The following is a 20,524-nucleotide window of genomic DNA, read 5'->3' on the forward strand; positions in this document are numbered from 1 at the left end:
CGGATAAATCGTCAGAACCTGACTTGCACGCCAAGGTAGTACGTCGGTCCATAGGCCTGGTAATCACGCTGACTACCGTAAATCGGCATATGATCCACTCGTGGCTCGTCAGTTAAGTTCACACCCTGTAAACGCAGCTGAATATTTCTTGTGATTCGATAGCTCGCACGCAGATCTACAACCTGACTTGGCTCCACATACCGAAGCTGTGAATTACCGCCCACAAAATCCTGATAGTAGTCGGAGCGGTACTTGTAGATGGCCTGCACGTCCACAGCGCCAATTTCGTAGAACAACTGGAATGAGCCGGAGTGACGGGAGTAGCCGGATATCGCCGCGGGATCGACCATCCCTTCCACTATTTCACCGGTAACTGGGTCTATAACATCACCGAGAACAATGTCATGAGAGTGGTAATCGGTATCCGCGTAGTTGTAACCCAACTTTACGCCAAGGCCATTCAAGGGCGTGGGTAGATAATCAAAGCTATGAGCAGCAGACAATTCAAAGCCGGAGAGCGTGCTTTCGTCTTCGGTAGTGATTGTTTGAGTAACGGGGATCGTTACGCTCTCGCCATCGATAACGAACGTTTCATCAATCGCGATCGGTACGCGGCCGCCCTGAAAACGTTTTAAATACAGTGCACCGCTGAGCAGGGTGTCGTCATTGGGGTACCACTCCAGTGAAAGATCCGCATTCCAGGAACGCAGTGGCAGCAGGTTGGGGCTACCATTGGCTGTTACCCCGCCTATTGCTTCAGCAATTGATGAAAATCCGGCATCGTCATTCTCTAGTTGGAAATCCCGCCCCGCACCCAGCGAACTGGGATCAGGGCGCGCCAGAGCCCGGTAAAGTGCCCCTCGCAACAGAAGATCCGAATCCAACTCCAGTGTGGCGTTAACACTGGGCAACAGATCCCAGGTGTCATTTTTGTATCTGACCTCTTCGAAATCACCATTGGCAATCAGCTGGATATTTCCGCTATCACCCAGTGGTTCCGCCGTCAAGCCAGATCTTAGCCCGGTTGAAGTAATTTCTGTGCGTACATAACGCACACCGAAATTTCCTGACAAAGGCAGCCCCAAACGTACTGCGAAATCGGCCATGGCGTAGGCTGCATAAGTACGTTCTACGACATCCCGACTACTGTTGCTGCGACGTTCATCTGGCAGACCGGTGTCTTGCGTGCCAGTGTATTGCTCATACAGACACAAAGTGTCGAAAGTGGCCCAAGAATTTATGGCGGCCCCGCTCACATTCTCCATAAAATTTCCCTGAGGAAATTTGATGCGACAGGCTTCATTTACGGCCATGTCTAGGGCCCTGTCGTCCTGCGAAAATTCATTGCGCAGGAAATAATCCTGATAGCGCATTTCCGCCAGGCGCACACCGGATTTCACCTCACGGATAAATGCGTGTTCGAGTGCATAAGCCCCGTCAAACCGGAAGGCCTCTATGGTGTGATCAAGTCTTGTGTTATCTCGCAGCAATAGTGCGTCGTCGCTGAACAAGGAATGGTCATTGAGGTCGAATCTCGGATCCACGGCGATAGCGGCGACATCCCCACCGCGGATATCCCAGGTATACGGCACGGAACCATCAAAGCCGGCGTATTCTTCCGTGAATTCAGCAAGAGAGTTACCATAGATATCCAGAGCGTCGGTGCGCAACCTTGACCTTCGGTTGACGTCGTTTCTGAGTGTGTGGGAATAAGAAAGATCCGCACTCAACGTTAGTTGATCGTTTACGAACCAGGCTGTGTTAATGCCGACGCCGCGGTACTCTTCCAAACGCTCGAAATACTGCCCTTCCGAGGAGAGTTGACTTGTTCCCGCAAACGCAAGCAATGTACCGTTTTCATCATAAACAGCATCCGGGCCGATACGGCGGGCGTCGGCAAACACCAGATCGTGGCGATCTTCTGTGAAGTTGCGTTTGGAGTATTGCGCATCCAAATTTACTTCCAGCACATCATTCGGTTGCCACTGAAAGGCGGTGAATAGGGCCGAGCGTTCATCCTCTTCGCCCTGTTGACGCAGACCAAAAGAGTTAGGCACTAGGTAATAGGGATTTTCACTGTTCGCAGAACCAGGCGTTATCACGGTATCCGTACAGCGGTTGTAGCGCCCGCGGGAATCCCGCGAGACTGTTGCCGTAGCATCGCAGGCGCTCCAGGTTGAACTGCTGTAGGCGCGATCCTGAGGGTTGGTGACTTCGTTCTGCTGTATGCCGATTGAAAATCCCAGTTCACCCATGGATCCAAGTTGGAATTGATCCAGGTATGACGCCGTTCCCCGCCACCCTGCGGCATCGCCGTTCTCCATGCTTTCAGCATACGGGCTATAGCTAAGTTTGGTATCAGCCTGCACACGGCGTTTGCCATAGTCCAACGGGCGCACACTGCCGATATCCACCACGCCGGCTATCCCGCCTTCCACCATATCGGCCTGTTGCGATTTGTATATTTTGATGGAATTGGCTAACTCGGAGGGGAACTGGCTAAAGTTAACTGACCTGTCACCACTGCCGTTGCTAGCCTGACGGCCATTGAACGTGGTAGCACCGAGGAAGGGGCCGAGTCCGCGAATTGCCATCTCACTACCGCCACCCTTGCCGCGATGACCGGCAGCACCGGTGACCGTTTCAAGTACTTCACTCAGTGACATGGCGGGCAAATTGCCGATATCGTCCGTCGAAACTGCATCGACAATCGTGCTCGAGCGCATTTTTGTGTCTATCGAGCTGCGCACTACTTCGCGTATACCTTGGACTGAAACCTCTTCTATCGTTTCACCTTGCTTCTGGGCAACACCCTGATCAATCTCTCGACCATTGTCCGCCATCGTAATTGCCGGACAACAAAGCGTCAGGCCGATACTCGCCAATACTCTCGGAGGCCACCTATGTGGAGGAGACCGCCTACTGAGGAACAAATTACTATTGTTATCCATGTAGTTTTTTTTACTTTTCAACTTTCTCATCTCCCTTGCAATTTAATCTTATTAGAATCTTTTATTTGGCTATAGAACTGCTCTTATGATTCTTCGAAAAGCAAGTACATAGGAAAAATATCCAGAAACATACCTGCGCTTGTAATTATCGGTATTGTGAAATATTAAATTTCACGGAAAGTTATCTGAGTATCCGCGACCGCGGTTAAAATGCCATACGATATCTATGCCATTCACAATCAGAGGAATGATCAACAAGTGTAGATTTATCGAACTTCCGGCAAAAAAACCGTAATAGATTTATGGATGTAGGAATAAAAACTAGTGTCGCAGTAGAGTCTGGTTAAGTTAACCGGTTCACCCACTCAAAATCTGTGGGTGAACCTTGTTTCAACCGGATCAAATAGTTTTTAGAACTTTGCCTTCAGCCCCAGGAAAACGCGCGGACCATAGCTATTCACTTCACCCAGATTGTCGGTAGTGAAGAAGTACTGCTCTTTCGGTGCATCAAACAAATTGATCGCTTCCAGGCTGAGCTGCACACTGTCTGTCAGGCGGTAGGAAGCTTTCGCTTCCCAAACACCAACATCTCCCACATAGCGCAGACGGGTTCCGTTGCTGGTATAAGGCTGGAAGTACTCGCTGCGGTACTTGTAGATCAGGCTCGTGTCGAAGTTCCCAATCTGGTAGTAGACCTGACCGGAGAATACATGCTCGGAAAAGCCAGGAAGATTAGCAGGCGCAATAATGCCGATATTCTGGGAAACCACATTGCCGTTTTCATCCAGAATCACTGAATCGCCGTACTGGCTGTCTTCGAACTCGAAGTCAGAGTCTGCGAAGTTGTAACTCGCCTTCACACCCAGACCGCTTAGATAGCCTGGCAGGTAGGAGAAGCGGTGAGTACCGGTAAGCTCGAAGCCATTCATCGTACTGGTGTCTTCGTTGGTGCGCACAATGTCAAAATCCGCATTCAGATTCTGACCATCAACCAGGAAGCTCTCGGTGATACGTGCGGTCTCAAAGCCACCCTGGAAGTTTTTATGGTAAATACCAAAGGCCAGCATGGTGTCGTCGTTTGGATACCATTCGATGGCGGCGTCAAAGTTCCAGGACATCAGGGGCTGCATATCCGGGTTGCCGTCACCATCGACACTGCGAAGAAGTTCACCGACCGTGGTTACCTCTTCTGAAGTATTTACATCAAAGGTACGCTTGTATCCAAGGTCACTCGGATCCGGGCGTGACATGCCGCGATACACTGCGCTGCGCAGCATAAGATCCTCACGCAAATCAGCAATTATGTTCAGACTTGGAAGCACTTCCACGTAGTCGCCACCGGCTGTCACCCGCTCGAGCTCGGCATCCGCTATCGGTCTCATCGATAACACGCCGCTATCGCTTTCAACAATCTCGTAAGGTGTACGGTAACCAACAGACTCAACTTCGGTCTGAACTACCCGCGCACCTAAGTTACCGCGCACTGGTATACCTTTCAGAGCACTCTCGAAATCTGCCATGACGTAAGCCGCGGTGGTCGTTTCCGTCACGTCGGTTACATCGCTGGTTTCTCCCTGCAGCTCCGGATAGGCGAATTCTTCACCAAGGTACGCGAGCATCATGTCGGAAACACACTGGGTATCGAAGGTCGCCCAACTGTTGGCAGCACCGGTTACATTGCCGTCCCCATCAACGCTGGTAATCAGATCTCCATCGCTCACACTGTTCAGGAAATCTTTCTCCGGAAACTCAATGGCGCAGGTCTCGTTGATATCCTTGATCGCCGCTGCACCAGATTCAGAGCTGCGGGAAATACTGTATTCATCACGCGCGCTACCCAGGTCCAGATATTCCAGTTCGGCGAATCGAAGTCCCCCACTAACCGCGGTGATGAAGCTCCCGTCAACTCGCAGGTCGAAATCGGTACGGAACGCTTCCGAGGTATTGCGTCGATCCACATCATTGTCGATGCGGATACGGTAGGCATCAGAAAAAAGCGAATGGTCATTAACATCGAAATCAGTGATTTCGTACTGAAGAATGCCGGAAGTCTTGTCCCAGTACACCAGTGGGCGGTAATTCCCTGCGGTTTCCTCGCCGTAGATATCGTACTTGTCGGATTGCGTACGGATACCGACCTGGAGTTCATCCCGGGTTGTCTCGGAGAATGAGTAATCGGCCGACACGCTCAGTTTGTCGGTAAAATCGTACGAAATGTTCAGGCCGTAGCCCAGATAATCCTCTGTGCGGGAATAGAGTTCGCTGTTGGATTCGATCGCGGTTTCACCAGCCCACTTCATTAGCGCACCGGTATCTGTCACAACTAAAGATCCCGCGGTAACGCCGGGAGTCACCCTCTTCATATTGGCAAAGTTAAGAATCTGGCGCTCTTCCGCCTGCACGCGCTCGGACTGCTGCAGGTCGAAATTGATATCGGTCTTGTCGTTCGGTTGAAACTGCAGCGCTACGAATACCGCGTCGCGCTTGTCGGATGTGTCGTTCTGCTTATAACCGTTCGAACTGCCAACAAAGGCATATGGACTGCCGTGACTTACTGCCTTACCGGTCTCAGGGTCCACGCTGGTGTTGTAACCCTGGTCCTTGGCACCACCAACCTGATCTTCACAATCGCCGGCAGAACGATAGAAGCCCTCGTTGGTAATATTGGGGTCATTCAGACAGGCAAACAATGAAGTACCGCTGGGGCTGGAGGAATTCATTTCCGCTTCCGGCTGGGAAATGTCACTCTTCTCAAAACCCAGAGAAACACCGAACGCCATGCCATTATCGAACTCGAACTGGTCCACGTAACTGGCTGTACCGCGGAAACCGACATCACCGGCCATGGGGTTGTCGAGATTTGCCTGGTCCGGATTAATGTTCGCCTTGGCATCAAACTGGATACGCTGCTTTCCGTACTCCAGTGGTTTGAGAGTTTCCAGTGCAATAAGGCCGGCCACGCCACCTTCAATCAGGCTCGCATCCTGGGTCTTGTAAATCGCGATCTTATTCATCAGTTCGGAAGGGAACTGGGAAAAGTTGACCGAGCGATCGCCGCTGCCGTTGGTGGCGACACGCCCATTGAAGGTGGTGGCACTCAGGTACGGCCCCATACCGCGGATAGAGACTTCGGTGGCACCGCCGTTTTCTCGGTGCGAAGAAGCACCAGTCACATTCTCCAGCGCTTCACCGATGGACAGCGCAGGTAAATCACCAATTTCGTTTGCAGACATGCCGTCTACGATGGTGGTGGAATTTCGTTTGATATCAATCGTGGTCTGGATTGTCGCGCGGGTGCCGGTTACCACAACCTCTTCCAGCGCGACGGTCTGATCGCCTCTCGCGACCTCCTGGGCCTGCGCCGCCCCTATATACGATGCAGCCGCCACTGCACTTACCAACAGTGACTTTTTAAAGTTTCTTTTATCGGCGAAGGTCATCTTCGCCGCTCTTTCAATCGCCATTGCATTATTCGCGTGATTATTATTATTACGCATTGTTACCCCCGAGGAAGTCTGCGCTTGTGGATATTAACAAGGTACGCCTGCCTGGCGTCTTATTTCTCATCAGCGTCGCGGTCTCTCAAGCCCAGCCTGCCGACCAGATCCAAGGCTCTGCCGTGTCTGTCCGCTATCTGGTGAGAGAAAAGTCTCACCAAGAACCCACCCCGTCAACCAATTTTCAGAAAAATTACATAAATTGGACTGACCTCTGATCACAATAAAGCCACAATCCCTAAAAACATCGCGAAACTTCATAACTGAAGATGCGCACCTCACAACCCGGCCACAACAATTGGTTGACAATGATTTTTTACCAATTTAGTCTGAATGCATAACAGCTTCGGCCAGAAGGCTCTCAACCACCTTGCCGGCAGCGACAACATAAAGACGATACCCAGACGATTATGAGAATTTCACGAGTCCAACAATTGTTGACTGCAGCCCTACTGACTTGCGGGCAGGCCTCCATATTCTGTGTGCAGGCAATTGCCGAGGAATATCTTGTCAGCAGCCAGCGGGAATACTCAGAGACCGTTAAGAAGCTCACAGCCGGCGATACGGTGGTGTTGGCGAACGGTGAGTGGAAGGATTTTGAAATTCTGTTTCACGGAAAAGGCAACCCGGAAAAGCCCGTCTCGCTTACAGCGCAAGATAAGGGGAAAGTGGTTCTTACGGGGCAGTCGAACCTGCGCCTTGCCGGCGAGTACCTGGAAGTATCCGGCCTCATTTTCAGGAACGGCTATTCACCCAGCAGCGAAGTGGTTTCCTTTCGTCGCAACAAGGAACATTTGGCCAATCATTCCCGTGTGACGGAAATAGTGATCGAAAATTTCAGTAAACCGGAACGTACCGAATCCGACTACTGGGTGGGTATCTACGGTAAGAACAACCGCTTCGACCACAACCATATCGCCGGCAAGCGCAACACGGGCGTGACCGTCGCCGTGCGGCTCGACAGCGAAAACAGTCAGCAGAATCACCACCGCATCGATCACAACTACTTCGGCCCGCGCCCGGTGCTTGGCTCCAATGGCGGTGAGACCCTGCGTATCGGTACCAGCCACTATTCCCTGACGGATTCTTTTACCCTGGTTGAAAACAATTTTTTCGATCGTTGCGACGGCGAGGTGGAAATCATTTCGGTAAAATCCGGGAAGAACACCATTCGCAACAATACCTTCTATGAATCTCGCGGCACGCTTACCCTCCGCCATGGCAATGGCAACCTGATTGAAGGCAACGTGTTTTTGGGTAACGGTGTGGACCACACCGGGGGTATTCGCGTAATCAACCGCGACCAGATTGTACGCAATAACTATCTCGAGAGTCTCACGGGCTATCGTTTCGGGAGTGGGTTCACCATGATGAATGGTGTGCCCAATTCCCCGATCAATCGCTACCATCAGGTGGTCAACGCCAGAATTGAGAATAACAGTTTCGTCAATGTCGAGCATATTCACCTTGCCGCCGGCAGCGACTCAGAACGCAGCGCCGTGCCGCAGAATTCCGAGTTCTCTGGAAACCTGATTTACACCGAGAACGGACTTTCGCCGTTCTCTGTTTTTGATGATATTTCCGGTATCGCATTCCACAGCAATGTCACTAACGGTTTCAGCGAAACCAGCGTCAATACCGGTATCGAGCGCAAACTCAGCCGGCTTGCGCGCGCGGCCAACGGACTCCTGTATCCCACAGGCGAGGCTGGAAAAAATTACGGAGTTTCCAGGGATCTGACGGTGACCACGAAGGAAATGACCGGCGCACCCTGGTATCAAAAAAAAGAACCGGTAACACCGTTTAACAGTGGCAAGATCATTGCTGTTCGCCCTGGAGAAGATGCCATTTTCAATGCACTGCAAGCTGCGCGCGATGGCGATGTACTGCTACTGGAGAGTGGTAACTATCTCGCGCGCAAACGTCTGCAGATCAAAAAAACCATTACGATCAAGGCCGAAGAAGCCGGAAAGGTGATACTGACTTCAGAGAGACCGGTGATGTTCGAGATCGCCAATGGCGGCAGCCTTGCACTGGACGGACTCGTCATTACCGGCGCCAGCAGCCCGGATGCCGCCGGCAATACCCTGATCCGCACTCTGCCCTGGGGTATGTTGCAAAATTATCGTTTCAGCATGCAGAACTCGCGGGTGACAAACCTGGACATCAACCATTCCTATCACCTGTTCGATGCCGGCAGCCGCGCCTTTGCCGATCGCATTTCACTTAAAAACAACCTGTTCGAAAACATTACTGGCGATCTCCTCAAGCTGGACAAGGAGCAAGATGATCTCGGCATCTATAACGCCGAGTATGTCGACATTACGGGGAATACTTTCCGCAATGTCCAGGGTGCGCTAGCGAGCGTATACCGTGGTGGCAGCGATGAAAGCACCTTTGGGCCCCATGTCAACTTCAGCAACAATACGGTAGAAAACTCCGGTCTCGGCAAGCGCAACCGGGCGCAGTCTCTCATCAGACTGCACGGCGTGCAGGTAGCAAACATTAACGAAAACACCATTACCGCAAGTGCAGGTATTGTCGTCGAGCACACCGTCGGTGAACCGGTTACTCGTATTGCCGGCAACCAGTTCAACAAAACACCAGCACCGGTAGTCAGCGAACTGGTCGTCGAGGGTGACCACACGGCGATTCTTGCCGATAACGAAATTCGCTGAATTACCGCGGTAGGGAACGAGATAACCATGTTTTTGCACCACACCCATAAAAAAGCCAACCTTGTTTCAGCAGCGATCGCACTGGCGCTCGGCGTATCCTCGATTGGATCTGCAACGCCTTTATTCGCGGCCACGCACCCTAATCTTGTGATCAATGCGGGCGATGTGGACGCGATGCAGGGCGCCGTGAACACGCCCGGTCGCTTCCGCAACGCATTTCTCGCCAGCAAGAAATCCGTCGATGAATCCTTGCAGGTGCCCGTCGCCGTACCGGTACCTTTGGATGCAGGCGGCGGGTACACCCACGAGCAGCACAAAAACAACTACCAATTGATGTACAGCGCCGGTGTCTTGTATCAGATCACCGGAGATGCCAAGTACGCAGAGCGCGTGCGCGACATGCTGATCGCTTACTCCGAGCTATACCCTACGCTGCCGCTGCATCCAAAGCGCCGTCCCGACGCAGACAACCCGGGTAAACTGTTCTGGCAGAGCCTGAACGAGGCGGTATGGCTGGTGTATACCATCCAGGCATACGATCTGGTGCGCACCGCACTGACGGACAGCGAGGCTGAGAAGATTGAGCAAGGTTTACTGCGTCCGGTCGCGCGATTCCTGTCTATCGAATCGCCGGAGACGTTCAACAAGGTCCACAATCATGGCACCTGGCTCACTGCTGGCGTCGGCATGACCGGCTATGTGCTGGACGAGCAGGAGCTGGTGGAGCAGTCACTGCTGGATCTGGAAAAATCCGGTAAGGGTGGTTTCCTGCAGCAATTAAACACGCTGTTTTCACCAGACGGTTATTACAACGAAGGCCCCTACTACCAGCGCTATGCGCTGATGCCGTTCGTAACCTTTGCCAAGGCCATCGACAACAACGAACCGGAGCGGGAGATATTTTCCTACCGCGACGGCGCGCTGTTAAAGGCCATCGATACCAGCATCCAGCTCAGCTACAACGGGCTGTTTTTCCCCATCAATGACGCCATCAAAAGTAAAGGAATCGACACCTCAGAGTTGGTGCAGGGTGTTGCCATTGCTTATGGAAAAACGGGCAATCCGCAGCTGCTGGATATTGCACAGAAGCAACAGCAGATATTGCTGACGGGCGATGGCCTGAAAGTGGCGCAGGCACTCGATGCCGGCGAGAAGCGAGCCTATGACTTCAGATCTGCCGTTTTCCGCGACGGTAAAGACGGCGACGAAGGCGCGTTAGTGGTCATGCGCCAGAAAATCGGCAGCGATCAGGCGCTGGTGTTTAAGCCCGCTGCCCAGGGCATGGGCCACGGACACTTTGACAAGCTCTCCTGGCAGTTTTACGACCATGGCTCGGAAATCGTAACCGACTACGGCTCGGCCCGTTTTCTCAATGTCGAGGCAAAGCACGGCGGGCGCTACTTGCCGGAAAATGAGACCTATGCCAAGCAGACCGTCGCGCACAATACCGTGGTGATTGACGAAACCTCCCACTTCAACAGTGACCTCAAGATCGGTAACAGTAACCATCCCGAACTGCTGTTTTTCCATGCAGATGATCAGATCAAAATCAGCTCGGCGAGCATCGACTCCGCCTACCCCGGCGTAACGCTAACCCGCACCATGGCGCTGGTTAACGACACCGACTCGAGCTCAACGTTCGTCATTGATCTTTTTGACGTGCAGGCGAATAACAATCGTCGCCTGGATCTGCCACTGCACTACAACGGCCAACTGGTAGACACCAACTTCAAACTGCATAGCTACACCGACCGTATTTCCGCGCTGGGGAAAAACAACGGTTACCAGCACTTGTGGTTGAAAGCCAGAGGTAAACCGGATGCCGGCCTCGCACAGATAACCTGGCTCAACGACAACGGTCGTTTCTACACCCACTCCACCATTGCCGACGGGAGAACCGAACTTCTGTTCACCGAGCTCGGCGCCAATGATCCGGAGTTCAATCTGCGCTCGGAAAAGGCATTTATTGCCCGTCACGACAAAACCAACGCGCATACGTTTGTCAGTGTCCTCGAACCGCACGGTGAGTATAACCCATCCCGTGAATTCACCCTTGAGGCGGAAAGCCGAGTTATAGGACTGTCGCACGAGCGCGAGGGCAAACTGGAACTGGTAGCGATTGATCTGAAATCCGGTAACTCACTGTTACTCGCAATCAATGGCGATGTATCGGCAACAGAGAATGCCTCTACATCATTTACGTTTCGTGACAAGCCTTACCAGTTCATCGGTCGCGGTCAACTGTTTTCCATAAACGATTAAGTATTGGCGGAGGTATTTATGCCCGCGACAGACGCATTTGTCCTGTCACAGGACGTGGAGATCGAAGACCTTGGCGGCGGTATCAAGCGGCAGATCCTCGCCTTCGACGAGCATCTTATGGTCGTCCGGGTCTGGTTCGATGAAGGCAGTATCGGCTACGTGCACAAGCACCCACACACACAGGTGAGTTATGTGGAAAGTGGTGAGTTTGAGATACAGGTGGACGGACAAAAGAAGCTGCTCAAAGCGGGCGACAGCTTTTACATTGCCCCACACCTCGAGCATGGCGCCGTGTGCAAGAAGGCCGGTGTATTACTGGATACCTTCAGTCCCTACAGGGAAGATTTTATTAACCCATGAGCAGGATAATAATAATGAAAAACTTACGCTGGGCCATTGTGTCACTGGTGGCGATCGCCACCATCATTAATTATATCGATCGTACCGCACTGTCGGTCATGTGGCCGGGCATTGCCGATGACCTTGGCATGGACAGCCACGATTACGCCAACATTATGAGTGTCTTCCTGATCGCCTATGCCGTCGGGCAGGCAGTATTCGGCCGTGTATTTGATGCGGTTGGCACGCGCATCGGCTTTATGCTCTCGATTGTGGTGTGGTCCATTTCCATCGCCCTGCACGCGCTCGCAACTTCGGTGGCGTCTTTCAGTATATTCCGCATCCTGCTGGGTTTCGGTGAGGCGGGTAACTGGCCGGGTGCGACCAAAGCGAATGCCGAATGGTTCCCGGCGAAAGAGCGCGCACTGGCGCAAGGTATTTTCGGTGCAGGCGCCTCCGCCGGCAGTATTATAGCGCCGCCGCTGGTTGCCTTCCTGTACGCGTTCCTCGGCTGGCAGGCGACATTCGTTGTGATAGCACTGCTCGGTTTCGTCTGGCTGGTGCCGTGGCTGATCATTTACAAAAGCGGCCCGGAAGCACATCCCTGGATCACTCAGGAAGAGCGCGAACTGATTCTCTCCGGCCAGATTGCCAAAAGCAGCGAAAATCAAGACGAGTATGTGCCGACGCTGCCGGAATTACTGTCCCATCGTCAGAGCTGGAGTGTCATCCTGGGGCGCTTTTTTATCGAGCCGATCTGGTGGCTATTCGTAGCCTGGCTGCCGCTGTACCTCAACGACAAGTTTGGATTTGATGTTAAGGCCATCGGCGCTTCCGCCTGGATTCCCTATTGTGGTGCGGCAGCCGGTGCGCTGTTTGGCGGTTGGCTCTCAGGGAGACTGATGAACGCTGGTTGGAGCGTGAACAAGTCGCGCAAGTTTGCGGTGCTCGTAGGTGGTGTGTGTATGCTGCCGGCATTGCTCGCGACCACAGTAGCATCCACACCCGCCGCAGCATTGGCATTGATTACGGTAATCCTGTTTGGGTTCCAGGCCGCCATCAACAATATCCAGACACTGCCCAGCGATTACTTTTCTGGAAAAAGTGTGGCGAGTCTTGCCGGTATTAGCGGTGCGGTCGGAGTAATCAGTGTCATTACCGCTATCCAGCTGGTCCCGATCATCACCAACGACGGTACCTATTACCCGCCCTTCTTCATTCTCGGTGCCTCTCTGGTTCCGCTGATGTTGATCTCAGTTCTGTTTGTAGGGGGACGTATCGCACCGGTGCGCAGCAAACAAAAAAACAAGCCATTCGCTGAGATGGTGCGTTGATTCCTATCTACTTGGACATCTATTTAAAAACGAATTTCGAAAATACAAAGGGGAGTCGCTATGAAACTCAATAACAAAGTTGCCGTGGTCAGCGGTGGGGCCCGCGATATCGGCAAAGCCGTTTCGCTGAAGCTGGCAGCGCAGGGCGCAAAGGTTGTTATCAACTATTTCAGCAACGTTCAAACCGCGGAAGAGACACTCAATGAGATTCAACAAGCCGGTGGCGAAGCCATCATCGTGCAGGGTGATATGACCAGGCAGGAAGACGTAGCGCGTGTCGTAGCGGCCTCTCAGGAGGCATTCGGTCCGAAAATCGACATTCTGGTGAACGTGGCTGGCGGTCTGGTAGAGCGCAAGACTTTGGCTGAAATGGATGAAGATTTTTTCAATAAGGTGATCGCCCTCAACCTGAACAGTACCTTCCTGCTGACCAAAGCGGTTGTACCGCATATGGACGGTGGCGCTATCGTTAACCTGGCATCACAGGCCGGTCGCGACGGCGGTGGTGCCGGCGCCTCCGCCTATGCCACCTCCAAGGGTGCGGTTATGACGTTTACCCGGGCCATGGCCAAAGAACTCGGCCCGCAGAATATCCGCGTGAATTCACTGTGCCCGGGTATGATCAGCACGACCTTCCATGACGTGTTTACTAACGACACCGTGCGAGCAAACGTCGCCAACGCAACTCCGCTGCGTCGTGAAGGCAGGGCGAGTGAGGTGGCCGACGCGGTGGCCTATCTCGCTTCCGATGAAGCTTCATTCATTACCGGAGCCAACATCGATATCAACGGTGGCCTTTTCTTTTCCTGATATGCTGATTTGCAGCAGCCTCCCCTTGGGGTAGACCTGCAAATGACGTGAAAGGCAATGAGTGTACTGAGGTGTAGAGACGTCGGATGATGCAAAAGCGCATAGCGGTAATTGGCGAGTGCATGCTCGAAATGAATTTGGGCAGCAACTGCCGCAACCATCAGAGCGAGGCGCGCCTAGCGGCGGACCTGTCTTTTGGCGGCGACTCCCTGAATACAGCGCTGTATATGTCGCGCCTCGGCTCCGCGGTGGACTATGTCACGGCACTGGGTGACGATCACCTGAGTGACTGGATGATCCGGCAATGGCAGTTGGAAGGCATTGGCTGCGATCTGGTAAAGCGGGAGGCCGGTGGCACACCCGGACTTTACCTGATCGAAACCGATGCAACCGGCGAGCGCACCTTCCATTACTGGCGTGATCGTTCACCGGCCCGTCGCCTGCTGGATAATCCGGCGGCGACAAGGCAGCTTTTCGATCAGCTGCGTAGGTTTTCCACGGTATATCTCTCGGGAGTATCCCTCGCTATTCTGTCGCCTTACGGCCGCGAATGCCTGTTCGATTTCCTGGCGGAATTTCGCCATGGAGGTGGAAAGGTGGTTTTCGATGGGAACTACCGCCCGCGCCTGTGGAGTAGCGAAACACTGACCCGCAAGGCCTATGAACAGATCTATCGACTGACCGATTTGGCACTGCCAACCATGGAGGATGAATCGGCGCTGTTCGGCGATACCGATGCCGACAGTATCGTAAGCCGGTTGCGGCGTTGGGGCATTGCTGAAGTCGTGCTCAAGATGGGGCCGGATGGCTGTCTTATTGCCTGCCAGAACCACGAACCCCATCTGGTTGCAGCGGAGAAAGTGATACCGCTGGACACCACGGCTGCGGGCGACTCCTTCAATGCGGGTTATCTCTCGCGCAGACTGGCAGGAGACAGTGTGGAAGTATCGGCCAGAAGCGGCCACAAACTGGCGGCGACGGTGATTCAGCATCGGGGGGCCATAATTCCTTTGTCCGCCATGCCGGGTACCGATCAGCAGGCCTGAACGTTAGGCAATTGATCATAAGCTTCGCAGCCCATTAATGGGTATTTTTTCCTTTGCGAATTTGCGCCGGCAAAGGCGGCGCGCATCGCCACCTATCCTCCCGTTTTATTTTCCCGATCAATTTCACATGGCTTTTTCCTTCCATGCGCTTTTACGCGCGCATGAATATTTTCCGCATTGCTGCTAACAGACGGTCTTCAGGGCGCGATTCCATTCCCACACACGACAGCTTAACTGGTTGACCAATTTTACCTCATAGCGTGCTCAGTACCTGTGTGAATCGGCTTTTCGGGCGCTGATGAGTCCTCTGGAGTTCACACAAACTAAGTTTATGCGAATATTCGCGCCATTGTTTGAAAGTTTATTCTCTAACTAAAACAATAAGTTAATCGAAACAGATGCAACCCATCTTACCAATTGGTATTACCCATGATGTTGACAGGTTTTCCAGGATTGGTTTAACTCGTGCGACTGAACTTCATAAAAACATAAATCAGTTCTGAGAATGAGAGGAAACCAGCTCGATGAAAAACGATAAAAACTTCTCCAAGCAAAACGTGATGAGAGACCTCGGCCTGCTGATGCTTTCCGCATCCACCATGGCATTCGTATCCAGTGCGATGGCACAAGATACCGATGTGATGGAAGAGGTTGTCGCAACCGGTATCCGTCACAGTATGGAAGCCGCCGCCGATGCAAAGCGTGACGACTCCCGCGTGGTCGATGCGGTAGTCGCCGAAGATATTGGCAAGCTTCCCGACAACAACATCGCGGAAGCACTGCAGCGCGTTACCGGGGTTTCCATCAACCGCGATTTCGGTGTGGGTTCTGAAGTGTCTATCCGCGGTCTGAAACAAAACCGTGTAGAAGTGAATGGTCGCTCGCTACTCGGTGACAGCCGCAGCGGGATCGATTTTCAGGACTTCCCCGCAGACTTCCTGTCCAAAGTGGAAGTGGTCAAATCCCCCACACCGGAAATGATTGAGGGCGCCCTCGGCGGTACCATCAGCCTGGTTACTGCTCGCCCCCTCGACCTTGCCGAGCCGCGCGCTTCGATTTCCGTGCAGGGCGAGTATGCGGACAAGGCAGATCACTGGGCACCGATCATCAGCTCCTCTTTTGGCGACAGTTGGGATCTGGGCGACGCCGGTACCTTTGGCGCCATGGCCTCTCTGTCCTATCAGGATCGCACCTTGCGGCGCGATGAATCGCTGGTGCAGCTGATGGTGGGCAAGGTCGACTTCAATGCCGACGGTGTTATCGATGCCGCCGACAACGCCAAAAACACGCCGAGTGGAAATTATGTGTACGCGCGCGAGCATACCTACAACCCGCGCACCGAACAGCGTGAGCGCACCGCGTTCAATCTTTCCTTCCAATGGGCGCCCGCTTCAGAAAAAGGCCAGTTCTATCTGGACCTGAACGCCACCGAGCGCAGTGGCAGTCAGGAAACCTTCTCCCTGCTGCATGTGGGCGGCACTCCGGTCACCACCCCTGGCGTGACCTATGAAAGCCCGAATGGCGAGCTGCAGAATTTTACATATGAGTCCGTACAGCCCCTGCTGACCTCGGGCTCCAGCTTCCGCAACAACGAGGCCTACAGCCACGCGTTTGGTGGCGAGTGGGAATTCACGGATAGGCTCAAAATATCCGGTGAATTTGCCACGGCAAATTCCGACAGCTACACCCCCTTCTCCGAGTTCCGTTTTCGCGGCACCGATCACGCGCTTGAAGGCGATGGCGATGCCGCCGAGAACAAGTGGAATGTTCCAGTGAGCTTTGTGAACAACGACAACGGCGCCCCGATCGTAGACTTCGCCGACGGCTATGTCTTCACCGACCAGCAGAATCAGGCATTCCGCCGTTACGACGACACCCGCACCTACGTTGCCAATCAGGAAGACGCACTGCGTTTCGACCTGGAATACAGCGAGCCTTTCGGACTCAACTGGGTATCCGCCGTGAAAACCGGTGTACGCGTAACCAGCCGCGACTACGAGCAGGAGCAGTATCTGTTCCGTATCGACAATATTTTCAAAAGCTTGACAGACAGCGACGGCAATCCGGACATCATCTGGATGGAGGATATCGCCGCGCAATTCCCGAACGCGATTACCGAGTACGATTTCTCCGGCGATGCGTTCGAGCACAGCGGCCGCGCCGGCGCATACGATCTGGCGAAGCTCGCCGCATACAATACGCGGCTGCTGCAGGATCAACAGGCAACCTTCGCTATCGTGCAGCAGTTGCTGGCCGGCACCAACATGCAGATTGACGGGACGCTCGCCGACAACCTCGCCTTCAATGAAGCCGGCTATTCTGCCATCGAGGAAGACACGTCCGCGCTGTATCTGCAGGCCAACCTGGAATTCGGCGATGTGCGCGCGGTGGTGGGCGGCCGCTACGTGGCAACAGACATTGAGGCCGGCGCCTATCAGAGCGTGGATGGTGTCTACGAACAAGTCAGCGACGGCACCAGCTACAACGACTTCCTGCCCAGCCTGAATGTGACCTGGGATATTAGCGAAGATACCCTAATGCGTTTTGCCGCCGCCAAGGTCATGCGCCGCGCCGACTTCGAACAGTTGAGTCCGGCCTATGCATTCCGCGACGCCTATATCGCTGCCAGCCGCGGCAACCCTGAACTTGAGCCCTATCGCGCGACTCAGTACGACATCGCCGCGGAACACTACTGGGGCAGCAACATGGTTTCCGCCACCCTGTTCTACAAAGACGTCGCCTCGTTTTTGAAACGCAGTTACCAGTGTGAAAACATGCCGAACATCGTTACTACGCTGACCAACAAATCCGACTTCGAAAAAATCTGCCGCTGGCAAGCGGACGGCATTCAGTACGCCACTGCGGACACGCCGGTTTCCGAGATGGGTATTCTGGTGGACCAGTTCACCAACGGAGAAAATGGCAAGGTCCAGGGCATCGAGCTGAGTTACCAGCAGGCCTTCGATTTCCTGCCAGGCCGCTGGTCTGGTCTCGGGATCAGCGCCAACTACACCTACGCCGACAGTTCTACACCGGACGGTGTGCCGATGGAGGACATTTCCAAAAATACCTTCAACACCCAGCTGTACTATGAGTATGAAGGTCTTGGTATTCGCCTGGCGTATACCTTCCGCGACCGCTTCCTTGATGCTGAGGAAACCAAGCGTGTGCTGCCGCTGGGCGAGCTCGTTCTGGCTGGCTCTGATGCAACCCAGGAAAACGATCCCACTCTCGGTAACGACTACCGCGAAGATCTCGCGCAACTGGACCTCTCGGCCAGCTATGACATTACCGATGACATCACCGTTATCGCCAACGTCACCAACCTGACCGGGGAACCCACTATTAACACCGGCACCAATGGCTCGGTCTTCCAGGTAATGGAAAACGACCGTCGCTTCGTGCTCGGGGTTCGCGCCAACTTCTAAGGCCTGGGGCCGCCGCGGAACTTCTCAATTCGCGGTGGCCAGTTCCCTGCACACATCTCTCTCCCCGAGTCTCACAGGGTGATACGCGGCAAGTCCGTATTTTCCCACACCCAGTTTGCAGTATGGAATGAGCCCCGTTTGGCTGTTTCAGCGGGTCCGCTCGATCCAGTAAATGTCTGCCGCACGCCGTAATCGCTGCAGAGAATATCAACGTCCAATAAATCAATAATGAGGATTCCATGAAAGTTTCCAAACAAAAAATGGCGATGACAGCCAGCGGCGCCGCGCTGTTTTCCGTGATAGCACTGAGTGCCGCGGCATCCATTGAAAATCCCGGTTTCGAAAGCGACTGGGAAAGCTGGAGCGATACTGACCCCTCCGCAATCTCCGGTGTCGCCTACGCCGGCAGCAAGTCCGCCAAGCTTTCCGGCAGCGGCGCGAAGATGGAACAGCAGGTCTCTGTTTCCAGCAATACCAATTACCGCCTCAGCGCCTATGTGGACGGCGCGGGCACCCTGGGTGCGGTGGTAAGTGGCAGCACACACCAAGTAAACACCAGCAGTGGCGCGTGGAAAAAACTGGAAATGGAATTCAATTCCGGCAGTGCTCAGGCGATAACGGTGTTTGGCGCCTACAACGGCGCCGAAGGACGCTTCGATAGCTTTGCGCTGGAAAATCTTGGCGGTGGTTCCTCCTCCGGTGGCTCGTCCAGCAGCTCATCCAGTGGTGGCGGTGTCTGCACCGGAAACAACAATCTCGCCATTGTTTCCGCCAGCGATGAAGGCAGTAACGATGGACACGGTCCGGCCAATGTCATCGACGGCAGCCTGGCGGACGAGTCCCGCTGGTCTTCTCAGGGCGTTAAATGGATCACTCTGGATATCGGCGTACTGAACACGGTAAAAGCCGTGGACATCGCCTGGTACAAGGGCGACCAACGCAGCAGTTATTTCAGTATCGAAACCTCGGCAGACAACAGCAACTGGGCAACGGTGCTGGCATCGGGCCAATCCAGCGGGAACAGCGCAGATTTCGAGAGCTACGATCTGATCGATTCCACGGCACGTTATCTGCGCCTGACCGGCAGTGGTAACAGCGCAAACAATTGGAACAGTATTCTGGAGATGGATGTGATCGGATGCGGCGATTCCGGTTCTGGCTCCAGCTCCGGCGGCAGCTCCAGCTCGAGCTCAAGCAGCAGCTCCGGTGGTTCCAGTTCTGGTGGTACCTTGGACCCCTCCCTGCCACCTTCCAGCAATTTTGACCTCGGCGATTGGTACGTCAGCGTGCCAACTGACAGCAATGGTGATGGCAAGGCCGACTCCATTTATGAAAGCGAGTTGAACAGTGGCTACCAGAACAGCAGTTATTTCTATACCGCGTCCGACGGCGGCATGGTGTTCCGCTGCCCCATCAACGGATACAAGACCTCGACCAACACCTCTTATACACGTACGGAATTGCGCGAAATGTTACGCCGTGGCGATACCAGTATCAGTACTCAGGGCGTGAATAAAAATAACTGGGTCTTTGGCAGCGCGCCTTCCTCCGCACGCACGGCCGCCGGCGGTGTCGATGGTGTATTGCGCGCAACACTTGCAGTGAACCATGTCACTACCACCGGCGACAGCAGCCAGGTGGGACGCGTGATCGTCGGCCAGATTCACGCCAACAACGACGAGCCCCTGCGGCTCTACTACCGCAAGCTACCGGGCAACAGCAAAGGTTCCATCTACATTGCGCACGAACCCAAGGGTGGCAGCGATACCTGGTACGACATGATCGGCAGCCGTTCCAGCAGTGCCGCCAATCCGTCCGACGGAATCGCCCTGAATGAAACATTCAGCTACGAGATCAAGGTGGTAGGCAACACCCTGACTGTCACCATTTCACGGCAGGGCAAGGCCGACGTTACCCAGGTGGTGAACATGAGCAGCAGCGGCTACGACACCAGTGACCAGTATCACTACTTCAAGGCCGGCGTGTACAATCAGAACAACACCGGCAGTGGCAGTGATTATGTCCAGGCGACCTTCTACGAACTGGAGAACAGCCATACCGGCTATGCCGACTGACTCTCTCACCAGTTGCGTGAAATGGGCGGCCCTTACCCCCAACCTTGAAGTAGGCGCCGAAGGGGTCGCCCAATATTAGGGAGCCCCTGAGCAAGCCCTGAAAT

Annotated in this window: 10 protein-coding genes; 8 read left to right on the forward strand and 2 right to left on the reverse strand. The window is 53.9% G+C overall.

Annotation, left to right across the window (positions count from 1 at the left end):
- Nucleotides 1–11: 11 nt before the first annotated feature.
- Nucleotides 12–2,972, reverse strand: coding sequence for a TonB-dependent receptor (locus FDY93_RS15170; RefSeq protein ID WP_171019007.1), 2,961 nt, complete (start codon nt 2,970–2,972; stop codon nt 12–14).
- 389 nt (nt 2,973–3,361) lie between these two features.
- Nucleotides 3,362–6,415: a TonB-dependent receptor gene (locus tag FDY93_RS15175; protein ID WP_246068597.1), complete on the reverse strand. Its 3,054-nt coding sequence runs from the start codon at nt 6,413–6,415 to the stop codon at nt 3,362–3,364.
- 467 nt (nt 6,416–6,882) lie between these two features.
- Here FDY93_RS15175 and FDY93_RS15180 point away from each other — a divergent pair, with 467 nt between their 5' ends.
- From FDY93_RS15180 to FDY93_RS15215, 8 genes are all read left to right on the forward strand, one after another.
- Nucleotides 6,883–9,126, forward strand: a complete 2,244-nt coding sequence (locus FDY93_RS15180) for a chondroitinase-B domain-containing protein (protein WP_246068598.1) — start codon at nt 6,883–6,885, stop codon at nt 9,124–9,126.
- 27 nt (nt 9,127–9,153) lie between these two features.
- Entirely contained in the window at nt 9,154–11,388 is a 2,235-nt protein-coding gene (locus FDY93_RS15185) for an alginate lyase family protein (protein ID WP_138236614.1), read from the forward strand.
- Nucleotides 11,389–11,406: 18 nt separating this feature from the next.
- Nucleotides 11,407–11,748 (forward strand): cupin domain-containing protein, encoded by a 342-nt coding sequence (locus tag FDY93_RS15190; RefSeq protein ID WP_138236615.1) that lies wholly within the window; start codon nt 11,407–11,409, stop codon nt 11,746–11,748.
- A 14-nt stretch (nt 11,749–11,762) separates the two neighbouring features.
- Nucleotides 11,763–13,061: an MFS transporter gene (locus FDY93_RS15195; protein ID WP_246068599.1), complete on the forward strand. Its 1,299-nt coding sequence runs from the start codon at nt 11,763–11,765 to the stop codon at nt 13,059–13,061.
- Nucleotides 13,062–13,121: 60 nt separating this feature from the next.
- Entirely contained in the window at nt 13,122–13,871 is a 750-nt protein-coding gene (locus FDY93_RS15200; RefSeq protein WP_138236617.1) for an SDR family NAD(P)-dependent oxidoreductase, read from the forward strand.
- 89 nt (nt 13,872–13,960) lie between these two features.
- Complete coding sequence (locus FDY93_RS15205) at nt 13,961–14,917, forward strand: sugar kinase (protein WP_171019013.1); 957 nt, start codon at nt 13,961–13,963, stop codon at nt 14,915–14,917.
- A gap of 524 nt (nt 14,918–15,441) precedes the next feature.
- Nucleotides 15,442–18,345: a TonB-dependent receptor gene (locus tag FDY93_RS15210; protein ID WP_138236619.1), complete on the forward strand. Its 2,904-nt coding sequence runs from the start codon at nt 15,442–15,444 to the stop codon at nt 18,343–18,345.
- Between the two features lie 239 nt (nt 18,346–18,584).
- Nucleotides 18,585–20,420, forward strand: coding sequence for a polysaccharide lyase family 7 protein (locus FDY93_RS15215; RefSeq protein ID WP_138236620.1), 1,836 nt, complete (start codon nt 18,585–18,587; stop codon nt 20,418–20,420).
- Nucleotides 20,421–20,524 lie beyond the last annotated feature (104 nt).

It is taken from the genome of Microbulbifer harenosus, assembly GCF_005771435.1.
In the GTDB taxonomy this organism is placed as follows: domain Bacteria; phylum Pseudomonadota; class Gammaproteobacteria; order Pseudomonadales; family Cellvibrionaceae; genus Microbulbifer; species Microbulbifer harenosus.